Annotated in this window: 18 protein-coding genes; 10 read left to right on the forward strand and 8 right to left on the reverse strand. The window is 39.2% G+C overall.

Annotation, left to right across the window (positions count from 1 at the left end):
* The first annotated feature begins 20 nt into the window (after positions 1-20).
* From cdaA to K8P02_RS20585, 3 genes are all read left to right on the forward strand, one after another.
* The gene (gene cdaA, locus K8P02_RS20575; protein WP_044095016.1) at positions 21-785 is read left to right on the forward strand and encodes a diadenylate cyclase CdaA; all 765 of its coding nucleotides are present in this window, start codon (positions 21-23) and stop codon (positions 783-785) included.
* Positions 786-801: 16 nt separating this feature from the next.
* On the forward strand, positions 802-2,340 hold the full coding sequence (locus tag K8P02_RS20580) for a TldD/PmbA family protein (RefSeq protein ID WP_002558947.1): 1,539 nt from the start codon (positions 802-804) through the stop codon (positions 2,338-2,340).
* A 112-nt stretch (positions 2,341-2,452) separates the two neighbouring features.
* Positions 2,453-3,772: a TldD/PmbA family protein gene (locus K8P02_RS20585; RefSeq protein WP_025867685.1), complete on the forward strand. Its 1,320-nt coding sequence runs from the start codon at positions 2,453-2,455 to the stop codon at positions 3,770-3,772.
* 355 nt (positions 3,773-4,127) lie between these two features.
* Here K8P02_RS20585 and K8P02_RS20590 read toward each other — a convergent pair whose 3' ends face one another.
* From K8P02_RS20590 to K8P02_RS20605, 4 genes are read right to left on the reverse strand one after another with little or no spacing between them, the layout of a single operon-like run.
* Positions 4,128-5,141 (reverse strand): GNAT family N-acetyltransferase, encoded by a 1,014-nt coding sequence (locus tag K8P02_RS20590; RefSeq protein ID WP_195349481.1) that lies wholly within the window; start codon positions 5,139-5,141, stop codon positions 4,128-4,130.
* Between the two features lie 9 nt (positions 5,142-5,150).
* Positions 5,151-6,068, reverse strand: a complete 918-nt coding sequence (locus tag K8P02_RS20595) for a DUF2156 domain-containing protein (RefSeq protein ID WP_002558951.1) — start codon at positions 6,066-6,068, stop codon at positions 5,151-5,153.
* Between the two features lie 55 nt (positions 6,069-6,123).
* The gene (locus K8P02_RS20600) at positions 6,124-6,819 is read right to left on the reverse strand and encodes an LrgB family protein (protein ID WP_002558952.1); all 696 of its coding nucleotides are present in this window, start codon (positions 6,817-6,819) and stop codon (positions 6,124-6,126) included.
* Positions 6,816-7,154: a CidA/LrgA family protein gene (locus K8P02_RS20605; RefSeq protein ID WP_002558953.1), complete on the reverse strand. Its 339-nt coding sequence runs from the start codon at positions 7,152-7,154 to the stop codon at positions 6,816-6,818. Before K8P02_RS20605 ends, K8P02_RS20600 begins: the two co-directional genes overlap by 4 nt.
* 207 nt (positions 7,155-7,361) lie before the next feature.
* On the opposite strand from K8P02_RS20605, the gene K8P02_RS20610 reads away from it, so the two are divergent.
* From K8P02_RS20610 to radC, 7 genes are all read left to right on the forward strand, one after another.
* Complete coding sequence (locus tag K8P02_RS20610; protein WP_002558954.1) at positions 7,362-8,045, forward strand: hypothetical protein; 684 nt, start codon at positions 7,362-7,364, stop codon at positions 8,043-8,045.
* A 30-nt stretch (positions 8,046-8,075) separates the two neighbouring features.
* On the forward strand, positions 8,076-8,873 hold the full coding sequence (locus K8P02_RS20615; protein WP_002558955.1) for a DUF4384 domain-containing protein: 798 nt from the start codon (positions 8,076-8,078) through the stop codon (positions 8,871-8,873).
* Positions 8,874-8,912: 39 nt separating this feature from the next.
* Positions 8,913-10,463 carry a hypothetical protein gene (locus K8P02_RS20620; protein ID WP_025867686.1) on the forward strand — a complete coding sequence of 517 codons (1,551 nt, stop codon included), beginning with the start codon at positions 8,913-8,915 and terminating at the stop codon, positions 10,461-10,463.
* A gap of 131 nt (positions 10,464-10,594) precedes the next feature.
* Entirely contained in the window at positions 10,595-11,614 is a 1,020-nt protein-coding gene (gene pta, locus K8P02_RS20625; protein WP_002558957.1) for a phosphate acetyltransferase, read from the forward strand.
* A gap of 19 nt (positions 11,615-11,633) precedes the next feature.
* Positions 11,634-12,830, forward strand: a complete 1,197-nt coding sequence (locus K8P02_RS20630; protein WP_002558958.1) for an acetate kinase — start codon at positions 11,634-11,636, stop codon at positions 12,828-12,830.
* A 104-nt stretch (positions 12,831-12,934) separates the two neighbouring features.
* Positions 12,935-13,924, forward strand: a complete 990-nt coding sequence (locus K8P02_RS20635; protein WP_002558959.1) for a glycosyltransferase — start codon at positions 12,935-12,937, stop codon at positions 13,922-13,924.
* Complete coding sequence (gene radC, locus K8P02_RS20640; protein WP_002558960.1) at positions 13,921-14,616, forward strand: RadC family protein; 696 nt, start codon at positions 13,921-13,923, stop codon at positions 14,614-14,616. The genes K8P02_RS20635 and radC overlap by 4 nt, the downstream gene beginning before the upstream one ends.
* A gap of 50 nt (positions 14,617-14,666) precedes the next feature.
* Here radC and K8P02_RS20645 read toward each other — a convergent pair whose 3' ends face one another.
* The 4 genes from K8P02_RS20645 to K8P02_RS20660 all read right to left on the reverse strand — a co-directional run bounded on the left by K8P02_RS20645 (position 14,667) and on the right by K8P02_RS20660 (position 19,261).
* A complete protein-coding gene (locus K8P02_RS20645) occupies positions 14,667-15,110 on the reverse strand; it encodes a hypothetical protein (protein WP_002558961.1) in 444 nt (147 codons plus the stop codon).
* 237 nt (positions 15,111-15,347) lie between these two features.
* Complete coding sequence (locus K8P02_RS20650) at positions 15,348-16,973, reverse strand: hypothetical protein (RefSeq protein WP_002558962.1); 1,626 nt, start codon at positions 16,971-16,973, stop codon at positions 15,348-15,350.
* A 54-nt stretch (positions 16,974-17,027) separates the two neighbouring features.
* Positions 17,028-17,402, reverse strand: coding sequence for a DUF3244 domain-containing protein (locus tag K8P02_RS20655; RefSeq protein ID WP_002558963.1), 375 nt, complete (start codon positions 17,400-17,402; stop codon positions 17,028-17,030).
* A gap of 167 nt (positions 17,403-17,569) precedes the next feature.
* On the reverse strand, positions 17,570-19,261 hold the full coding sequence (locus K8P02_RS20660) for a tetratricopeptide repeat protein (RefSeq protein ID WP_002558964.1): 1,692 nt from the start codon (positions 19,259-19,261) through the stop codon (positions 17,570-17,572).
* Positions 19,262-19,313: the final 52 nt, after the last annotated feature.

Genomic DNA, 19,313 nt, shown 5'->3' on the forward strand with positions numbered 1-19,313 from the left:
TAATAGCCATGGCTGCCGGTATGTTTTTTGAGTTTGGTATCAAAGATTTTATTGACATCCTGTTGGTGGCTTTCCTTTTGTACTATGTCTACAAATTGATGAAAGCTTCGGGTTCTATCAAAGTGTTCACAGGTATTCTTGTGCTGATTCTGATGTGGCTGGTAGTAACTCAGGTGCTTGAGATGAAACTTCTGGGTTCTATTTTTAATACTTTGATGAATGTCGGTGTGCTGGCTCTGATTGTACTTTTTCAGGATGAGATACGCCGTTTTCTGCTTACGCTTGGTTCGCATCAGCATGTCAATGCCCTGGCGCGTTTTTTTACCGGGAATAAAAAAGAGTCATTAGAACATGAAGATATCATGCCGGTGGTAATGGCATGTATCAGTATGGGTAAACAAAAGGTAGGCGCCCTGATTGTGATTGAACACAATGTTCCTTTGGATGGGGTAGTACGTACCGGAGAAATTATTAATGCGGATGTAAATCAGCGTTTGATAGAAAATATTTTTTTCAAAAACAGTCCTTTGCATGATGGTGCGATGGTAATAAGTAAAAAGCGTATTAAAGCTGCCGGATGCATTCTGCCGGTATCTCACAATCTGGATATACCCAAAGAATTGGGGCTTCGTCATCGTGCTGCAATGGGGATATCACAGGAATCGGATGCGCATGCTATTATTGTATCTGAGGAGACCGGATCGATTTCTGTTGCTTATCAGGGGCAGTTTTATCTTCGTTTGAGTGCCGAAGAGCTGGAAAGTTTATTAACGAAGAAATCCTAAAAATAATAGATATATTATGGACAGACGAAATTTTATAAGAACAGGAGGTATGGCATTATTAGGTTCGTTGGCTGCAGGCTCAGCGTTGGCTATTCCTTCGGTGAAGGGAGCTTTGGGAGGAGCTGACCAGAAGGCGGCGCTTTCGCAGGCAATGAATCATTTTGGTGTGGGCGAAGAAGATATGAAGAAAGTATTGGCAACAGCCCTTGAAAAAGGAGGAGATTATGCTGATCTCTTTTTTGAACATACCTTCACCAATGTAATCAGTTTGAAAGACGGGGCGGTGAATAGCTGTAATTCCTATATAGATTTTGGTATGGGGGTGCGTGTGCTGGCAGGCGATCAGACCGGTTATGCCTATGTGGAAAATGTGACACTTGACGATATGTTGAATGCTGCACGTACGGCTGCACGTATTGCATCCGGCAAGAAGAAATACGGTCCTGTACGTCTGGCAGAAAAAACATTGAAGAAAAACTATTATCCGATCACTACTCCTTGGGAGGAGATCAGTTTGAAAGATAAGATGCCTTATCTTCAAAAGCTGAATGACAAAATATTTGCACTGGATAAACGTGTGTCCAAAGTAATGGCCAATCAAAGTGATTCGACATCGCATATTCTTTTCTGTAACAGTGAAGGCGTGATGTATTATGATTATCGACCTATGGTGACACTTGGTGCTGTCTGCATTATGGAGGAAAACGGAAAGACGGAAAACAGTTATGCTGCCCGTGCTTATCGTAAAGGGTTTGAGTTTCTGTCTGATGACCTGGTTGATATTTTGGCACGTGAAGCCGTAGATAATACAGCCATTCTTTTTAAAGCCATCAAGCCTAAAGGTGGAGAGATGCCTGTGGTGATGGGTGCAGGAGGTTCCGGTATCCTGTTGCACGAGGCTATCGGACATGCGTTTGAAGCAGATTTCAATCGTAAGAATGTATCTATTTTCTCCGATCAGTTGAATAAGAAAGTGTGCAATGAACATATTTCTGTAATAGATGATGGTACTATTCCTTTCAATCGTGGATCTGTAAACTTTGATGATGAGGGAGTGGAAGGACAGAAAACATATCTCGTTAAAGAAGGAGTTTTAACCAGTTATATGCACGACCGTATCAGTGCCAAACATTATGGTATTGCTCCAACTGGAAACGGACGGCGTGAGACTTTCCGGAATATGCCGATTCCTCGTATGCGTGCTACGTATATGGAGCCGGGCAATATGAAAGAGGAAGATATTATAGCATCTGTGAAACAAGGTATTTTTGTCGATCAGTTTACAAACGGGCAGGTGCAGATTGGAGCAGGTGATTTTACTTTCTTCGTGAAATCGGGTTATCTGATCGAAGATGGAAAATTGACACAACCCATTAAAGATATCAATATCATCGGGAATGGTCCGAAAGCATTGGCAGATATTACTATGGTGGCTAATAATGACAAGATTGATAATGGTACCTGGACTTGCGGAAAGGATGGACAATCTTGTCCGGTGACTTGTGGTATGCCTTCGGCGTTGGTTAGTAAACTGACCGTTGGAGGAGAAAACTGAGGAAACAGTGAGAACTAAAAATTAGAAATTAAAAATTAAAGTTGAAATTTCGCGGAATGTGGTAAAGATATATATTTAGTTCCCGACTTTCGACTCTCAACTTTCAACTCTTATGATTTCAGATAGCAATAAAAAACTGGCACAATGGGCAATGGATTATGCCTTGAAGAATGGTTGTCAGCAAGCAAAAGTGAATCTTTATGCCGGATCAAACTCTTCTTTTGAGTTGCGTGATGCCAAAATGGACCGTTTACAGCAGGCTTCGGAAAATGGCCTGACCATTTTCTTATATGTAAACGGACGCTATGGAACCTATTCTACCAATCGGCTGGATAAGAAAGAACTTGAAACATTTATAAAGAATGGTATTGACTCTACCCGTTATCTGGCAAAGGATGAGGCACGTGTATTGCCGGATGCTTCCCGCTATTATAAAGGGGGAAGCCCCGATTTGAAGTTGTTGGATGCGAAATTCTCTTCCATCCGTCCCGATGATAAAGTAGCATTGGCAAAAGCGGTTGCCGAAGAGGCACTGGGTAGAGATGACCGTATTATTTCTGTCAGCTCTTCTTATAGCGATGGAGATAATTTTGGATACCGGATCACCAGTAATGGTTTTGAAGGAGAAACAAAATCAAGTTGGTATTCTCTTTATGCCGAGGTTGCAATAAAGGGCGAAGGAGAGGCACGCCCTTCTGCTGGTTGGTATGAATCATCACTCTATTTTGATAAACTGGTGAAAGAAGGCGTCGGGCAGAAAGCTCTGGAACGCGTCTTGCGTAAGGTAGGACAAAGAAAAGCGAAATCCGGTAAATATACGATGGTGGTGGATCCAATGAATGTCAGTCAGCTACTAAGTCCCTTGGTAGATGCTCTTTATGGATCTTCTCTTCAGCAGAAAAATTCTTTCCTGCTGGATAAACTGAACGAAAAAGTACTGGCCGATAAGATGACATTAATAGACGAACCGCATCTGCAACAGGCATCTGGCGCCCGCTATTTTGATAGTGAAGGCGTAGCAACAGAACGACGTCCGGTTTTTGAGAATGGAGTGTTGAAAACTTATTTTATTGATACCTATAATGCCAGAAAGATGGGAGTTTCTCCAACTATTAACTCACCCTCTATTCTAGTCATGCAAACGGGCTTAAAGGATCTCGACGGGCTGGTAGCCGGAGTGGACCATGGAATTCTTGTGACAGGCTTTAATGGGGGGAACTGTAATAGTTCTACAGGAGACTTTTCGTATGGTATCGAAGGGTTCCTTATTGAAAATGGGAAGCTGACACAGCCTGTATCCGAAATGAATGTGACTGGTAATATGTTGACTCTCTGGTCGTCGTTGTCCGAAACAGGAAACGATCCGCGGTTGTCTTCATCCTGGCGTATCCCGTCATTGGTCTTTGAAGGGGTAGACTTTAGCGGACTCTAAATTAATCTTATACAAATCTTTCCGAAGCACACTTGCATCCTGTACACTATTTCTTGGCATTTCAATGACAAAAGCTGAGAGGTGTGCAGGATGCTCTCTTTTATATGATCACTACCGTGTTTACTACTTTAAGTGTGTAAACCAATACTTATCATACAATCAGACTACCCTATTTCTGCCTGTAATAAATCAAATGGAAAGAATCAATAACATGGGGATGTTGTCGGTGAAAACATCCCCATGTTGTGAATCAGAACATCCGGGTGTTTTGCTTAACAACATCCGGATGTTCTGTATCCTTAAATCTAAAGAAGAGTACGAAAGGATTAGTAGATAATGCTTTGCATGATAGCTGTTAATTCAGCATTAAACTCATATAAGGTTGTAATGGAGAGAGGAGCTTTTCGCATAGTTCCCCGATGGTCAATTGCCGGTGGCTACCTAACAACCGCTCTTTACTGAATTTACATTTTCCTTTGTAAAGGTAGTAGTAGCCATTATTTATAGCCAATTGTTCGTCTGTTAGCTTTATGTTCATTTCAATTTCCGGATGCAAGGCCGCATGGAACTGTAAAATAGTTCTGGCATCAATGATACGTGCCATGCCGAGGGGATATTGTTCTTCGGCAGCCATAGGGGGAGTAATCATTGTTATAGCGTCGGTACCTGCTTCCTGCCGGATATGATAGAGCAATGCTTTTTCAATTTCGCTGTTTTCTGTCAGCAATTCATTTATTTGTAATCCATTACCATTCGGATAAACAACGGCTATGCCTGCTATCTGCTCCTGAACGGTAGCTATGTAGAATGTGCCTTTACTGATAAGCAGATCTGCAAAAATTACTTTAAAGTCACTAAAAGTATGCTGAATACAGCAAGAGCGCTCAGACATTTTTTTATCGAGATATTGATATACTTCTTCATTGGCATCTGCTAATTTCGTTATGAAGATATCCGGCACAGGACTTATGTCCCATTGTGATATTTTTTTCTCCGAATAACGAAATACAGGCATATACCCCATACGCGCATAATAATCAAACAACCAGGGCTCTGCGGGGATTAGTGTACTAAGAACTACGCGATTATACCTCATACGTGCAAATGCCTGTGAAAGTAACTCACGCATGACTCCGTTTCCCCGGAAATCGGGATGGGTACAAGCACCGGAGATATATGAGGTCTGGATTTGTTCGCCACAAAAAGTCATAGGATAGGGTATCATCTGAAGTGCAGAGACTACTTCCTTACCACTTTCTATAGCAATATTTACTTCGTCATTATAACGCAGGCGAAAATACATATCGATGAACGCATCGCTATCGTCAAAACAAAGTTTCCACAAAGCTTTTATCTGTTGTTTGGTCATTTCTTTATTTTACCATTTAATCATTTCCAGGGGATGTTCTTTAAAGCATGCCATATACTTCTCCAGAATAGTAACGGGCTGGTAGGATAGTTTGGCTTTTCGCAGACCTTCAATACCCAAATCCTCTTCGCGGTTAATGTAGATATATTGTTCGGGGATGTGATTGGCAAATTCATAGTTGATCATGGCATAAGCCCCGTCAATTGTTGTATCAGCTTTTTCTACATGTACACCGAAAGTCTCTTTGTTGATAGGCATCCCGAAAGTGAATGCAACGATCTTGCCGTCGACGTGAAGTATCCCACCTGTTAACCCTAATGCTTCGAAATGATTCAATGCATAAATCAGGGCACGACGTTCATTACCGGTACCTTCCTGTTGGTCACAGTTATTCACTTTACACCATTCGGCTTCCAGATCTAAACATTCCTGAATACGATCAGGAGTGATAGGGGTATATTCATAGTTGCTGTATGTATTTCGGAATTTATTGATATGGTTTCGCTTCGACTGGAATTTTTTTCCTTTTAGCGTAGCCAGATCGGTGTGCAGGTAGATATAATCGGCATAGTCTCTGTCGGCAGTAAATGTAAACTGTCCCGGCATAATCTCCTCGAGTTCTTCTCTCATACATGAACACACGCCTAACATACAGAACGGTTGCCCTTCCTGATTTGCGTCTTCAATGAGCATGTCCAGTACCTTTTTCAGATTTCCTTTTCCGACAGGCATCATATAGGCCAGTTCGTCTCCAACCCAGAATTTGAATGCCAGGAAATCGTCAATGATGGCGAACTGGGTGTTATACAGAAATCTCCAACTGCAAAGGTTGGAAAAAGAAAGGTCGCAATTACGGCGACTACTGTTCATCGTGTAAGATGTAATGGTATCCTTGTCCTGGATAGTAATATCCTTAAAATTTATCATATAAAAATCTATTTTGCATTTCGCTTAATAATATAACAATTAGAGGACGTTTTTGTTAGAGAAGACCTAATAATCGGAGAATTGTTGGAGTTAATAATGCAGTAAATATTCCGTTTAATGTCAATCCCAGACTGGCATACGCTCCATATTTACTGCTGATATCCATCGCAGTGGAGGTTCCTACCGCATGAGCAGCGGTTCCCATGGATAATCCCTGGGCTATCGGACTACCTACATGCATCAGTTTCATTGTTTTGAATCCGAGTATAGCCCCCAGTAATCCGACACAGACTACTACTGCTGCTGTCAGCGAAGGAATACCTCCCAAGCTTTTGGTTACTTCCATGGCAATAGGAGTGGTTACGGATTTCGGAGCCAGAGAGAGAATAACTTCTTGTGAAGCTCCCATTAGTTTGGCTATCAGTACAACGGAAACAACTCCGACAAAACAGCCTGCCAACTGTGATAATAATATGGGTAGCAATTGTTTTTTGATCGTTTCCAACTGCAAATACAGGGGTACGCCCAGCGCTACTACTGCCGGTTTAAGCCAGAATTCAATCAGGTGGCCGCCTTCATTGTAGGTCTCATAACTGATATGGGTTATTTTCAGAAAAATGATAAGGACGGCTATAGTGAGTAGAATAGGATTCAGCAAAAGAAATCCCGTTTTCTTTTGCAGTAACTTGGCAAAGAAGTAAATCCCGAAGGTGATAGCCAACAGGAAGAATTCATTTTCTAAATAATTCATTTGATTTTACGTGTTAATTGGTGAACCCATCCGGTGACAACAAGCACCAGGATGGTACTGATAAGGGTTGCAACTACTATCGGCCAGAATTGTGCCTCAATGATGTCAAAATAGAGCATAAGGGCAACTCCTGGTGGAATAAAGAAGAATCCCAGATTAGCAACTAAGAAGTCGGACATACCTTGCACCCAATGCAACTTGATCCAACCCAATTTCAGAAACAGGGTGAGCAGCAACATTCCTATGATGCTGGACGGGAGCTTAATTCCCGTGAGAAAAACAATCAATTCACCCAAAGCCAAACAGCCAAATAAAATGGCACACTGACGTATCATATTTTATACCTATTGAATTTGAAAACGGTGCAAAGTTATGAAATAAGTAGGAGAGTTGTCACTGTTTTCCGTGAAGAAATTATTTTAACCATTCAATTGTATGAAAAAAAACAATGAAAAAAGGAATAGAAAGGAAAATATATATATTTTTGCAAATATCAATGTCCGATTTAAAAAACGAATATTAACTACTAAAACAAGACGAATATGAAGAAGAACTTACTAATCAGCGTTTTCACGGTTTTTGCCCTGATGTTATCTGTAAATACCTTTGCACAAGAAAAGGCTACCAAGAAAGACTACAAAACAATGGCAAAACAGGAGAAAGTTTTGAACAATGAACTGAAAAAAAAGGCACTTAAAGATGCACGTAAAGAAGCTAAGAAATTAACAAAAGAAGGGTTTAAAACTCCAATTGGGAAATTACCATTAGATAAGCAGATAGAGAATGCGTGGCAGAAGCAGGCAGAAATGACTCCGGACGGAACTCCGTTCTGGTATGTTGCTTCTTCAAGAGCTATTGGTGGTAATCAGTCTTCTGCTGTTTTGCAGGCAACCAATGCTGCCAAGATAGAACTTGCGGGGCAGATTCAAACAAAAGTGTCTCAGCTGATTGAGGCAAAAGTGGCCAATGATGATATGGGACAGGAAGAAGCTGCCAGTCTTTCAAGTGTAGTTGCTGCCAGTAAAAGTGTGATTTCGGCTACTTTGGGACGTATCACGCCATTGGTAGAAGTATATAGAACGCTTGAAAACAAAAATGTAGAGGTGATGGTAACACTTGGGTATAGCCTGGAATCTGCGAATAAGGCTGCGATTAGTGCAGTACGTGCCGAATTGGCAAAGAAGTCGGAAGACCTGGCCAAAGAACTGGATAAGTTAGGATATTAAAGATCGATTATTAAAAAGGGAAAGATTTGAATGAGAATAAATAGGCTACTCGGAGTTATAGCTATTTTATTGTTGATATCTGCCGGAAGCCTTTGTGCCCAGGACATTGTTAAGGTGAAAGGGGTACAGGGGCGTTGGCAGGTCAGTGAAGAGATCACTTTGAAGCAAGCTGAGGAGCGCGCTTTTATGGAAGCCAAGAAAGCTGCTTTACAGAAAGCTGGGGTGATGGAAAACGTCTGGTCGGTTTTCGGGCAGATAACTCAGAATGACGGGCAAGAGTTTCATGAGGCATACTCACAGATGAGTGTGCTTGCTATTGGGGGCATGATAAATGTTACCCATAAAAAAATAGAAGAGATATGGGACACAGATACCCGTAGCCTTTATAAAGTAGTGACGATTGATGCTACTGTGCAGAAGAATGCCAAACCTGATAATGCCTATGCACTTGAAGTGAAGGGGGTGGAAACCCTTTATAAGGAAGGGGATGCGTTTACGTGCCGGCTGACGGTGCATGGAACGGATTCTTATCTTAAATTTTTCTGGTTTGACAGTACGGGAGGAGCATTGCTGTATCCCAATACATACGAGGCAAACAATCTGCTCAAAGCAGGGCAGGAGTATAAGATTCCTTTCAGTAATGCAGTGGATTATCTTATGGAAAAACAGCCGGGTAAAGACAATGAGAAGATCAACATTATGATGGTAGCTACTAAAGAGAATATTCCTTTTACAGAAGTGGTTACTTATCAGAATGTGCTGAAATGGGTCTATTCAATCCCGGTCAACCAGCGTTGTGCTTTCTATGAGATGGTGTTGATTAAGTAGGATAATAATGAGTCGCTGGTTACTAAAAACAATACGCAGATGAATAAGATGAAGTGTATTTTTCCTTTTGTGATTGGGCTATTGGCTGTTCCGGTGGCAATGGCGCAAGATGTTGACTTTGAAAAGGAATTTGATAGTTTTCAAAAGCAGCAACAGAAAGAGTTTAATGATTTTAAAAATAAGGCAGATGCCGACTTTGATACTTTTCTTAGAGAAGCGTGGACTAAGTTTGAGGCATTTGATGCTGTAGAAGCGCCGGTACGTCCTGAACCTGTCAAACAACCGGTATTTGATGGTAAACGGTCACAAGCACCCATTGAAATTAAACCGGCTCCTCCAAGAATACCGGGAATGGAAAGGCCTACTCTTGAAGGGAAACCGGTTGAGATAAAGAAACCCGCTTTACCATCTATTACGGATAAACCTGTACCAGGAGTGTATATTCCGGGGCGGCCCTATCTTCCCGTGAAAATAGATATTCCGGTGGTACCGGAATCAGAGAGTCCTGTACGTCGGACGCCTGTTGATTTTTACGGTTCTTCCTTTAATGTGGCAACTGATGCAATCGAAAATCTTGCATTGGCTGGGAATCGGGAAGCAGATGTTGCCGATGCGTGGAGCCAGCTTTGTAAAGCGGATCATGAACAATTGATAAAGGATTGCATGACTCTGCGTGAAGAGAAGAAGATGAGTGACTGGGGGTATTTGTTGTTTACTAAGAAGCTTGGCGAACAGCTTTATGGTGAACAGCAGAAAGATGATATTGCTTTTTTTCAAATGTTTATTCTGAATAAATCGGGATATAAAGTACGCCTTTCCAAGATTAACGAAAAACTGAAACTGATGGTAGCACCTGCCGCAGCATTATATGGTATACCTTATATAATATTGGAGGGTACCAAGTATTATGTCTTTGATGCGGAAAAGCAGAATGGGCCGATGGGAGTTTATACCTATAAGCAGGATTTTGCGAATGCAAAGAATTATGTTTCTCTTTCTATCGATGCGGCGCCTGAGTTTAATATGGTTGAATATGCAGAAGCCATATCTCCTAAATCCGGTTCGGTAAAAGTGGAGACGGTGGTTAATAAGAACCTGATCGAATTTTATAAGAGCTATCCGCAGTGTGATGTGTCGGTATATTATCACACTCCTATGAGTGAAGAGTTAAAAGCAACTTTGTATCCTCCTCTGAAAGAAGCTATCAAAGGTAAATCTCAGCGAGAGGCTGCTAATATACTTATAGAGTTTGTGCAGACAGGCTTTGAATATCAGACCGATGGGGCACAGTTTGGTTATGAGAAACCTTTCTTCCTGGAAGAAAACTTTTTTTATCCGGCTTGTGATTGTGAAGACCGTGCTATCTTGTATTCTACTTTAGTGAAAGATTTGTTAGGCTTAGATGCTATTTTACTCGATTATCCCAATCATATTGCTTCAGCAGTCCGTTTTACGGAGGAGATTCCCGGTGATTATGTGGTGCTGGACGATGGTGCCAAATACCTGATTTGTGATCCTACTTATATCGGTGCTTCTATCGGAATGTGTATGGAACAGTTTAAGGAAGTCTCTCCGCAAATCATTCGTTAGTGTTAAATTATAATAATTGTATATTCGGGGCGTAAAAACGCCCCGTTTTGCAATGTAGATATTGCAAAATTGTGTACTTTTGCGGCGTGAATAACACCTACTACCGGAATTATACATAAAATTAAATATCTATGCTCAATTTAATTAACTCTATTGTTGCACGTGCGAAAGCGGATCGTCAACGCATTGTTCTTCCTGAAGGTACAGAAGAACGTACTCTGAAAGCTGCCAATCAGATTTTGACAGATGAAGTTGCTGACCTTATTCTTCTGGGGAATCCGGATGAAATTCATGAGGCTGCTGCTAAGTGGGGATTGGGAAATATCAGTAAGGCAACTATTATTGACCCGGAAAATCATGCGAAACAAGAAGAATATGCGCAATTGTTGTGTGAGCTTCGGAAGAAAAAAGGCATGACTATTGAAGAAGCCCGTAAATTGGTACTCAATCCATTGTATCTGGGATGTCTTATCATTAAAAACGGAGATGCTGATGGTCAGTTGGCCGGCGCACGTAATACAACAGGTGACGTGCTTCGTCCTGCTCTTCAGATTATTAAAACAAGTCCGGGCATCACTACTGTGTCTGGTGCAATGCTGATGTTGACACATGCACCTGAGTGTGGACAGAATGGTCTGCTTGTAATGGGAGACGTTGCTGTAACTCCGGTTCCCGATGCTGCTCAGCTGGCTCAGATTGCAGTTTGTACAGCTCGTACAGCACAGGCTGTTGCCGGAATTGAAGATCCGAAGGTAGCTATGTTAAGCTTTTCAACCAAAGGTTCTGCAAAACATGAGGTAGTAGACAAAGTGGTAGAGGCAACAAGATTGGCCAAAGAAATGGCTCCTGAGCTAAATATTGATGGTGAAATGCAGGCAGATGCCGCTCTGGTTCCTTCAGTGGGTGCAAGTAAAGCACCGGGATCTCCGGTTGCAGGTGAAGCTAATGTGCTGATAGTACCGAGCCTCGAAGTAGGTAATATTTCTTATAAATTGGTTCAGCGCCTGGGACATGCCGATGCAGTAGGACCGATTCTTCAGGGTATTGCTCGTCCGGTGAATGATCTTTCACGCGGTTGTTCTATCGAAGACGTTTACAGAATGATTGCTATTACTGCTAATCAGGCTATTGCTGCCAAGAAGGCGAAATAATTTTAAAATCGAAATCAAAATGAAAATATTAGTATTGAACTGTGGAAGTTCATCCATTAAATACAAGCTGTTCGACATGGACAGCAAGGAAGTGATTGCACAAGGTGGTATCGAAAAGATAGGTTTGAAAGGTTCATTCCTGAAACTTACTTTGCCGAACGGAGAGAAGAAGGTACTTGAAAAAGATATTCCCGAACATACAGTAGGAGTAGAATTCATTCTTAATACTTTGGTTAGCCCGGAATATGGTGCGATTAAGTCTTTGGATGAAATTGATGCGGTAGGTCATCGTATGGTACATGGAGGTGAACGTTTCAGCAAATCTGTATTGCTGGACAAAGAGGTATTGGAAGCTTTTGTGGCTTGCAATGATTTGGCTCCGCTTCACAATCCTGCTAATCTGAAAGGTGTAAATGCTGTCTCAGCTATCCTTCCTAATATTCCTCAGGTGGGTGTATTTGATACGGCTTTCCATCAGACAATGCCGGATTATGCATATCTTTATGCTGTGCCTTACGAACTGTATGAGAAATACGGTGTGCGTCGTTATGGCTTCCATGGAACTTCTCATCGTTATGTTTCACAGCGTGTATGTGAATACTTGGGTATTAAAGCAGAGGGCTTGAGACTCATTACCTGCCATATCGGTAACGGCGGTTCTATTGCTGCTATCAAAGATGGCAAATGTATCGATACTACGATGGGACTTACTCCATTGGAGGGTTTGATGATGGGGACACGTAGTGGTGACATTGATGCCGGTGCAGTGACTTTCATTATGGATAAAGAAGGCTTGACTACGACAGGTGTTTCTAATCTGCTCAACAAGAAGAGCGGAGTACTCGGTATCTCTGGTGTATCAAGTGATATGCGTGAATTGGAAGCTGCCGTAGCTGAAGGAAACCCGAAAGCAATTCTGGCAGAGAATATGTATTTCTATCGCATTAAGAAATACATTGGTGCATATGCTGCTGCTTTGGGTGGTGTAGATGTTATTCTTTTCACAGGTGGTGTGGGTGAAAACCAGGCAAGTTGCCGTGCCGGTGTATGCGAAGGACTCGAATTCATGGGCGTGAAGATAGATGCCGAAAAGAATAAAGTGCGTGGTGAAGAAGCTATCATCTCTTCAGATGATTCAAAGGTAAAGGTAGTAGTTATTCCTACGGATGAAGAGTTACTGATTGCATCAGACACAATGACTGTTGTGAGTAAATAATCTGTAAAACAGATAATATACAGACCGGGGCTATCCTAATTAGGAGTAGCCCCGTTTTTATTAAAATAATGATGTATCTTTGCAATATAGATAAAACAATAACTATGAGATACTCCGTTATCATACCCGTATACAATCGTCCCGATGAGGTCGATGAACTATTGCAAAGTCTTACAGATCAAAGTTTCAAAGATTTTGAGGTGATAGTAGTAGAAGATGGGTCTACCATACCATGTCTGGAAGTGACTGAGAAATATAAGGCTGTCCTTGATTTGAAATATTACCAAAAAACGAATTCCGGTCCGGGGCAAACCCGTAACTATGGGGCAGAACGAAGTCAGGGTGAGTATCTGATAATATTAGATTCTGATTGTATTCTTCCTGAAGGGTATCTCGATGCAATAGAAACGGAATTGAAGACTGCTCCGGCAGACGCTTTCGGAGGTCCCGATCGTGCTCATGACTCCTTTACGAATATTCAGAAAGCGATTAACTATTCCATGACTTCTTTCTTTACTACCGGAGGCATTCGCGGCGGGAAAAAGAAGATGGACAAGTTCTATCCGCGCAGCTTTAATATGGGAGTGAGACGGGAGGTATACCAGGCTTTAGGTGGCTTTTCTAAAATGCGGTTTGGTGAGGATATTGATTTTAGTATCCGTATCTTTAAAGAAGGATACCGTTGCAGACTCTTTCCGGGTGCCTGGGTATATCATAAGCGGCGTACGGATTTGAGGAAATTCTTCAAGCAAGTACATAATTCGGGTATTGCCCGTATCAATCTTTATAAAAAATATCCGGAATCATTGAAACTGGTACATTTGCTTCCTGCTGTGTTTACGTTGGGAGTAGTAATACTGCTTATTGGTACTCCGTTTTGCCTATTTAGTCTGCTGCCTATTGTTCTTTATGCTTTATTGGTCTGTATGGATTCTACTGTTCAGAACCGTAGTTTCCGTATTGGCATTTATTCGGTTGCCGCCTCCTTTATACAGCTCATTGGCTATGGGAGCGGCTTTTGGAGAGCCTGGTGGCAGCGTTGTATCTTGAAACGTGGTGAGTTCGAAGCATTTCGGAAAAACTTCTATAAATGAAAGAGTCGCAAAAACTTACTATTTGTCAGTGGGCCAAAGAAGACCGTCCACGTGAAAAGATGATGGTGAAAGGAGCTGATGCACTGAGTGATGCTGAGTTATTGGCTATCCTTATCGGATCGGGAAATACAGAAGAGAGTGCTGTTGAACTGATGCGGCGGATACTTGTTTCCTGCCACAACGATTTGAATGAACTTGCTCGTTGGGAAGTGCGTGATTATTCTCGTTTTAAAGGATTTGGACCGGCCAAAAGTATTACTGTTATGGCTGCTCTGGAACTTGGCAAACGGCGCAGGTTACAGGAAATAAAAGAACGGGCCGTGATTCGTTGTTCTAAAGATATCTATGAGGTATTTCATCCGTTGATGTGCGATCTTGCGCTTGAGGAGTTCTGGGTATTGCTGATAAATCAGGGAAACAAAGTAATTAGTTCTGTCCGGATTAGTACAGGAGGTATCGCCGGAACGTTTGTGGATGTGCGGTCTATTCTTCGGGAAGCATTGTTGCAACGTGCTACCCAGATTGCCGTAGTTCATAACCACCCATCGGGCAATATTCATCCCAGCCAGGAAGACCAGGTGCTGACACAGCGAATATTCAATGCAGCCAAATCCATAGATATTAAATTGATAGACCATGTGATTGTTTGTGATGGCAAATACTATAGTTTCGCAGATGAGGGGCTGATATAAAAAGTAACAGAAATATATGGGATGGATAGATTTCTTTTTTATATCAGTCGCTATTCAAAGGTTGACTTGAAAAAGCTAAAGGTGTGTTCTTTTGCAAAAACATACTTTTCAAAATACATAAACGCTCTTAATTTTGTATGCCTGCTTTCGACTGCTAATGAGAATTTCATATTTAAATGATCTTTAAAATCAATAACCGCTAATCCATTTTTGTCTGCGATATCCGTTTTGTCTGGTCCAATAATTTTATCATCAGAATAATATACGCCATCTGCATCATACCTCATGGCAGTGAAATCCTCCATTTGGCGATTAAAATATATATATATTTTAGAACCTTCATCCGGATATGACTCTGACCATTTAGTATATTCCACTTTTATATTCATTTCATAATTCTCTTCTATAATCTCTTTTTCGTCATCCTTGCTACATGATAAAAAGAGAAAAAGTGAAATTAGAATATAACCTAATAGCTTTATTGTTGCATTCATAATCGTTTATTTTATAATGAAATTTCAAAAAAAGTATCTACATTCAATTCTTATATGAAAAAGTGTTCTATTTTAGTATCTTTCCTTACGATAAGGAGAGAAGATTTTTAATTTTTTATAGAAAAGTGAAAGATAAGCATGAATATGGGATTATGAGGGTGTGTATTCTATGTTTCTACGCAAAAACAAAGTTTTTCTTGCGTAGAAACATAGAATACACACCCTCAATAATTTAGATTAGTATTGTGGTAAAGGAAGGATTCCCAATTTATAATATCCAGAATTATATCTAGGATTTAATACGGGTCCGTAAGAGTCAGTGGTTTTCCTTACTCCATTTTGATCGTACTCGACAAGGGAATTAATAATTTCCATTTCGTCTTTTACTACAATGTCATCTCCAAAATTGATTATGACATCTCCTAGTTGATCGCTATTCAAATATGTTGTTACTACAGTAGAAACTTTTAGCGTTGTGGATGTAGAAACTTTAGCACCTACTTTGACTATATCTTTAAAGCCTGCATTAAATTCAAAATTTGTAGCAAATGTACTTGTTGTTTCTGATGTTTTCATAGATGTCTCTTGATTATCTTTTTCTTCAATAGATATTTTAATAGATGTAGAATAGTTTTCTATATTCCAATCGAAAATAGGTATTGGAGTAGGTAAATAATACTTTTTCATCTTATTAATTCCCACTACCTTTGCAGGTCTCCGTCCGTTTCGTTCTATGGCTAGATCAAACAAATGCAGTGGGTGGATAGATACTGCTTTAATAATTTCATTAGAACTCAGTTGTTTGTTGCTAATATAAGTTTTTACTAAAAACTCAAAGTTTCCTCCATACCAAAAACCGGCTTGTGTTCTATGGTAGTCTTCACTTCTTGATTTTGGCTTCGGCCTAGACGATCCTGATCCCGGTCTCAATGACTCTGTTTCAGAATAGTGAGGGTCTCCTTCCTGATCTGCTATTAGTCTAAACATATTATTGGGATCTCCTAATAATTCAAGAGAATAGATGCACTCAGAAATGTTTTTTTGGAATACGCCTTTTCCGTCTTTTTTTGAAATATTATAGTAAATGTAATCTCTTTGCCAAATATCATTTTGATCAGAAAACTTTTTAGCGTCATAAATTTTTTTGAAAAGATCGGGAATTGTTGTTGTAGATGTTCTGGTTTTAATTTGTGGTGATGTAACGTTATCAAATTCATCGAATTCAAACACAAAATTGATTCCATTCTCAGCATGTAGTACTGTTGACGAATTTGAATTTCGAGTCCCTTTTTGCAAAACAATTCTTTCTGATGGCTTTATTACTACAATAGGGAATACTGGAATTTCATCTTCCTCAAAAGTATTAACTATTCCTGCACTATTCACGTATGATATTGTATTATCCTCGTTTTTATATGCAACAAAAGGTATTTCCTGTTTAATATCCCATTTTTCTGCAGAAAAGGATTCTTCAGGAAGAGAAGGTACGAATATAGTCAAAGTTGGAATTTCTTGTATTAGAATAAGGAGGTTTTCTTTATTCATATATTTTAATAAAAGTTCTTCCAATGTTTTATTATTTCCTATTTTTTTATCTTTGACTAACATGTATAAAACATCGTAATCATAATCAAACTGCTTTAAAGCTTCCTTTTTTATAAGTTCTCTCACATCTTTACTTTCAGCAAAGACCTTAGCTAAAGCCAATGAAAATTCACTTCTTAGATTAACCTCTTTTTTGAGTTCATTATTATTGTCTTCGACTGATAACGAATAGTCTATTGTATCAAATCTGTCATTGTAACATGATACAATCATTAGTAGAATCAACAATGTTGATAATTTTTTTAAGTTGCTTTTCATGATGTTTTTTTTAAAGTTAAATTTTTATATTTAAGGCTGTGTGAAAAAATGCTATTATTTTTGTATTACAAAGGTTCCATATAATAACATGGATTCTAAATCAATCTCTATGTTATATTCTGCTGGAATCAAATTGCTTATGTTAATATATGTAGTTCCGGCGGTTGTCAATGTCTCCATAATTTTGCCAGTGTTTACATCTTTGATTCTTACAGTGTAGAACAACTCATCCGATAAAGAAGGATCTTGCTCTATACTTATAAGGGGGGTGTTTAAAAAGACTTGAAATGGTTGCTCAATAACAGAGCGATGATCTTTTCTGAGATGATGTTTTAACTCAATCCTTATTCCTTTGTTTAGGGTCTCTCCTAATACTATTCCTGAAATAGCCAGAGTAATGAAAAATAATAATAAAAATTTAGTTTTCATAAGTTTATATTTTACGGGGTTAATTTTTGGGTAAAGGACTAAATTTTGCCGGAAAAAGCATATTTTTTTTGGTAACAATTAGGTCATAATTGTCTTATCTGCGAATGTATTAAGGTAATAGAAAAGTAATATAGAAATTTTTAGAAGTCTAATATGCAGTCTGGCAGTTATTTATCGGCATCAAAGATAAATAAATATAGTTCTTTACTCATTTTGTTTTTTAATCGATTTTTTCGGGACTTTAAGGCATTTGTATTGGTTCCAGTGCAAATTATAATGATTGAATTGGGATATCCTAATAGGTATAAGATGCAATATAATAAATCTTCTCTAGTCAATTCAGGACATTGTGCTTTCAGATCTGACATTGTATCTGAGAAAATCTGATAAATGCAATCCCATAGAAGTTCACGTTCTCCTGAGGTGAAGACTTTTTCTTCAATTCTTCTTTTTTGTTTTAGTTCTTGTATGATTTTGTAATAGGGAGTCTTTTGAAATAATTGGATACTATAATAAAATTTCTCTTTTTGTAATTGTTTTAGAATATTTTGTTTGTTCTCTTTCTCTTGTATAGAGTTTGGTGAATGGTTCACATCCATGTTATTCAGTTCCTCCTGCATCTTCATTATCTCTCCTCTTTTTTTCATTAAAGATTTCTGTAAGCCGATATATTCTTGTTTCCGATACCTATCGATCATCAAGAAAATGAATAAAATTGAAATAATTATGAGAATAGAAAAGGAAATAGAGATTCTGGTTTGACGTTTCTGTTTTTCGGAAATTTCTTTTTTGTATCTTTCTATTGTATAGCTGTTTATTAACTTTGCAATTTCTTCTTTGTTCTTTCCTTCTCGAAGGGAATCATATAAGGTTGTGTATGTATCAATGTATTGTGTTGCTTCTTTATATTTTCCACATTTTTTTTCAAGTTCATATAATGAGAAATGTCTGGAAGCTCGTAGAAAAGGATCTTCTTTAGTACTGCTAAGCGATAGATAGTAACGAGCTGAATCATATTGCCCCAGTTGGATTAAGATATCGCCAAGTAAAATGTACTTGTTGGTTATTTCATTCTCATTATTTTCATTATTATTGTGAATAGATTTTAGAACTGTGTGATAGGCTTCTGAATATTTCTTCTGATTGTAATAAATATGTGCAAGGTTACTAATTCCAATAGATATCCAGGATGAGTCACCGAGTGCACGTGATTTTTCTATGATTTCATTGTAATAATAAGCTGCGCTATCCCATTGATGTTGATACATAAATACTTCTCCAATTCCTTGTAAAGAGAAAAGTATATTCTTTTCTTCATTGTGGTTGATGTTTGTTTTGTAAGAAATACGATACATCTCCATCGCTTTGTCATAGAAACCTTGGCTGCGATAACAATCTGCCAAGTTTTCATAAATCATAGTTTTCATTTCTGAATAACTGTTTGGAGAGGGAGATACATTCAATGCTTTTAAATAAGCGTCTATTGCTCCAACAATATCTCCCATATCATCGTAGACACATCCTAAATAATAATAGGCTTTCACTTTTTGTTCTTTATTATTTCTGTTTTTATAATAGTCTACCGCTATCTGGATTAAGGAGTCGTTGGTGTGTGGTATCCAATTTTTATGTTCAGCTTGTGTTAAAAGTAGAGCAAATCTGGCTCTGCTCTCTACTTCCATTTTTTGAGGTCTCTTGATTGAACTAAGTAGAGATAATGCACTGTCTGGACGTGTGTGTATGATCGAGTCTGCTTGTGACAATAGAGTAAGGTATTTATTATCTTGCTGGCAGGCCACTAACAAAAACAAGAGAAGTAGTCCTTCAATAAGCGAGTATTTAGACGGTTTGTACTTCATAATTAACAAAAGTACATAAAAAGAGGGACACTATAAACCTTTCTATATAGAA

This window comes from Bacteroides nordii, from assembly GCF_019930665.1.
Lineage (GTDB): Bacteria > Bacteroidota > Bacteroidia > Bacteroidales > Bacteroidaceae > Bacteroides > Bacteroides nordii.

Bases quoted from the DNA above. Each gene is read 5' to 3' on its own strand.
- K8P02_RS20605 (WP_002558953.1), bottom strand. From the start codon at position 7,154: ATGATACGTCAGTGTGCCATTTTATTTGGCTGTTTGGCTTTGGGTGAA.
- pta (WP_002558957.1), top strand. From the start codon at position 10,595: ATGCTCAATTTAATTAACTCTATTGTTGCACGTGCGAAAGCGGATCGT.
- K8P02_RS20615 (WP_002558955.1), top strand. From the start codon at position 8,076: ATGAGAATAAATAGGCTACTCGGAGTTATAGCTATTTTATTGTTGATA.
- K8P02_RS20595 (WP_002558951.1), bottom strand. From the start codon at position 6,068: ATGATAAATTTTAAGGATATTACTATCCAGGACAAGGATACCATTACA.
- K8P02_RS20590 (WP_195349481.1), bottom strand. From the start codon at position 5,141: ATGACCAAACAACAGATAAAAGCTTTGTGGAAACTTTGTTTTGACGAT.
- K8P02_RS20630 (WP_002558958.1), top strand. From the start codon at position 11,634: ATGAAAATATTAGTATTGAACTGTGGAAGTTCATCCATTAAATACAAG.
- K8P02_RS20655 (WP_002558963.1), bottom strand. From the start codon at position 17,402: ATGAAAACTAAATTTTTATTATTATTTTTCATTACTCTGGCTATTTCA.
- K8P02_RS20610 (WP_002558954.1), top strand. From the start codon at position 7,362: ATGAAGAAGAACTTACTAATCAGCGTTTTCACGGTTTTTGCCCTGATG.
- K8P02_RS20635 (WP_002558959.1), top strand. From the start codon at position 12,935: ATGAGATACTCCGTTATCATACCCGTATACAATCGTCCCGATGAGGTC.
- K8P02_RS20660 (WP_002558964.1), bottom strand. From the start codon at position 19,261: ATGAAGTACAAACCGTCTAAATACTCGCTTATTGAAGGACTACTTCTC.
- K8P02_RS20585 (WP_025867685.1), top strand. From the start codon at position 2,453: ATGATTTCAGATAGCAATAAAAAACTGGCACAATGGGCAATGGATTAT.
- K8P02_RS20600 (WP_002558952.1), bottom strand. From the start codon at position 6,819: ATGAATTATTTAGAAAATGAATTCTTCCTGTTGGCTATCACCTTCGGG.
- K8P02_RS20650 (WP_002558962.1), bottom strand. From the start codon at position 16,973: ATGAAAAGCAACTTAAAAAAATTATCAACATTGTTGATTCTACTAATG.
- radC (WP_002558960.1), top strand. From the start codon at position 13,921: ATGAAAGAGTCGCAAAAACTTACTATTTGTCAGTGGGCCAAAGAAGAC.
- K8P02_RS20645 (WP_002558961.1), bottom strand. From the start codon at position 15,110: ATGAATGCAACAATAAAGCTATTAGGTTATATTCTAATTTCACTTTTT.
- K8P02_RS20620 (WP_025867686.1), top strand. From the start codon at position 8,913: ATGAATAAGATGAAGTGTATTTTTCCTTTTGTGATTGGGCTATTGGCT.
- cdaA (WP_044095016.1), top strand. From the start codon at position 21: ATGTTTTTTGAGTTTGGTATCAAAGATTTTATTGACATCCTGTTGGTG.
- K8P02_RS20580 (WP_002558947.1), top strand. From the start codon at position 802: ATGGACAGACGAAATTTTATAAGAACAGGAGGTATGGCATTATTAGGT.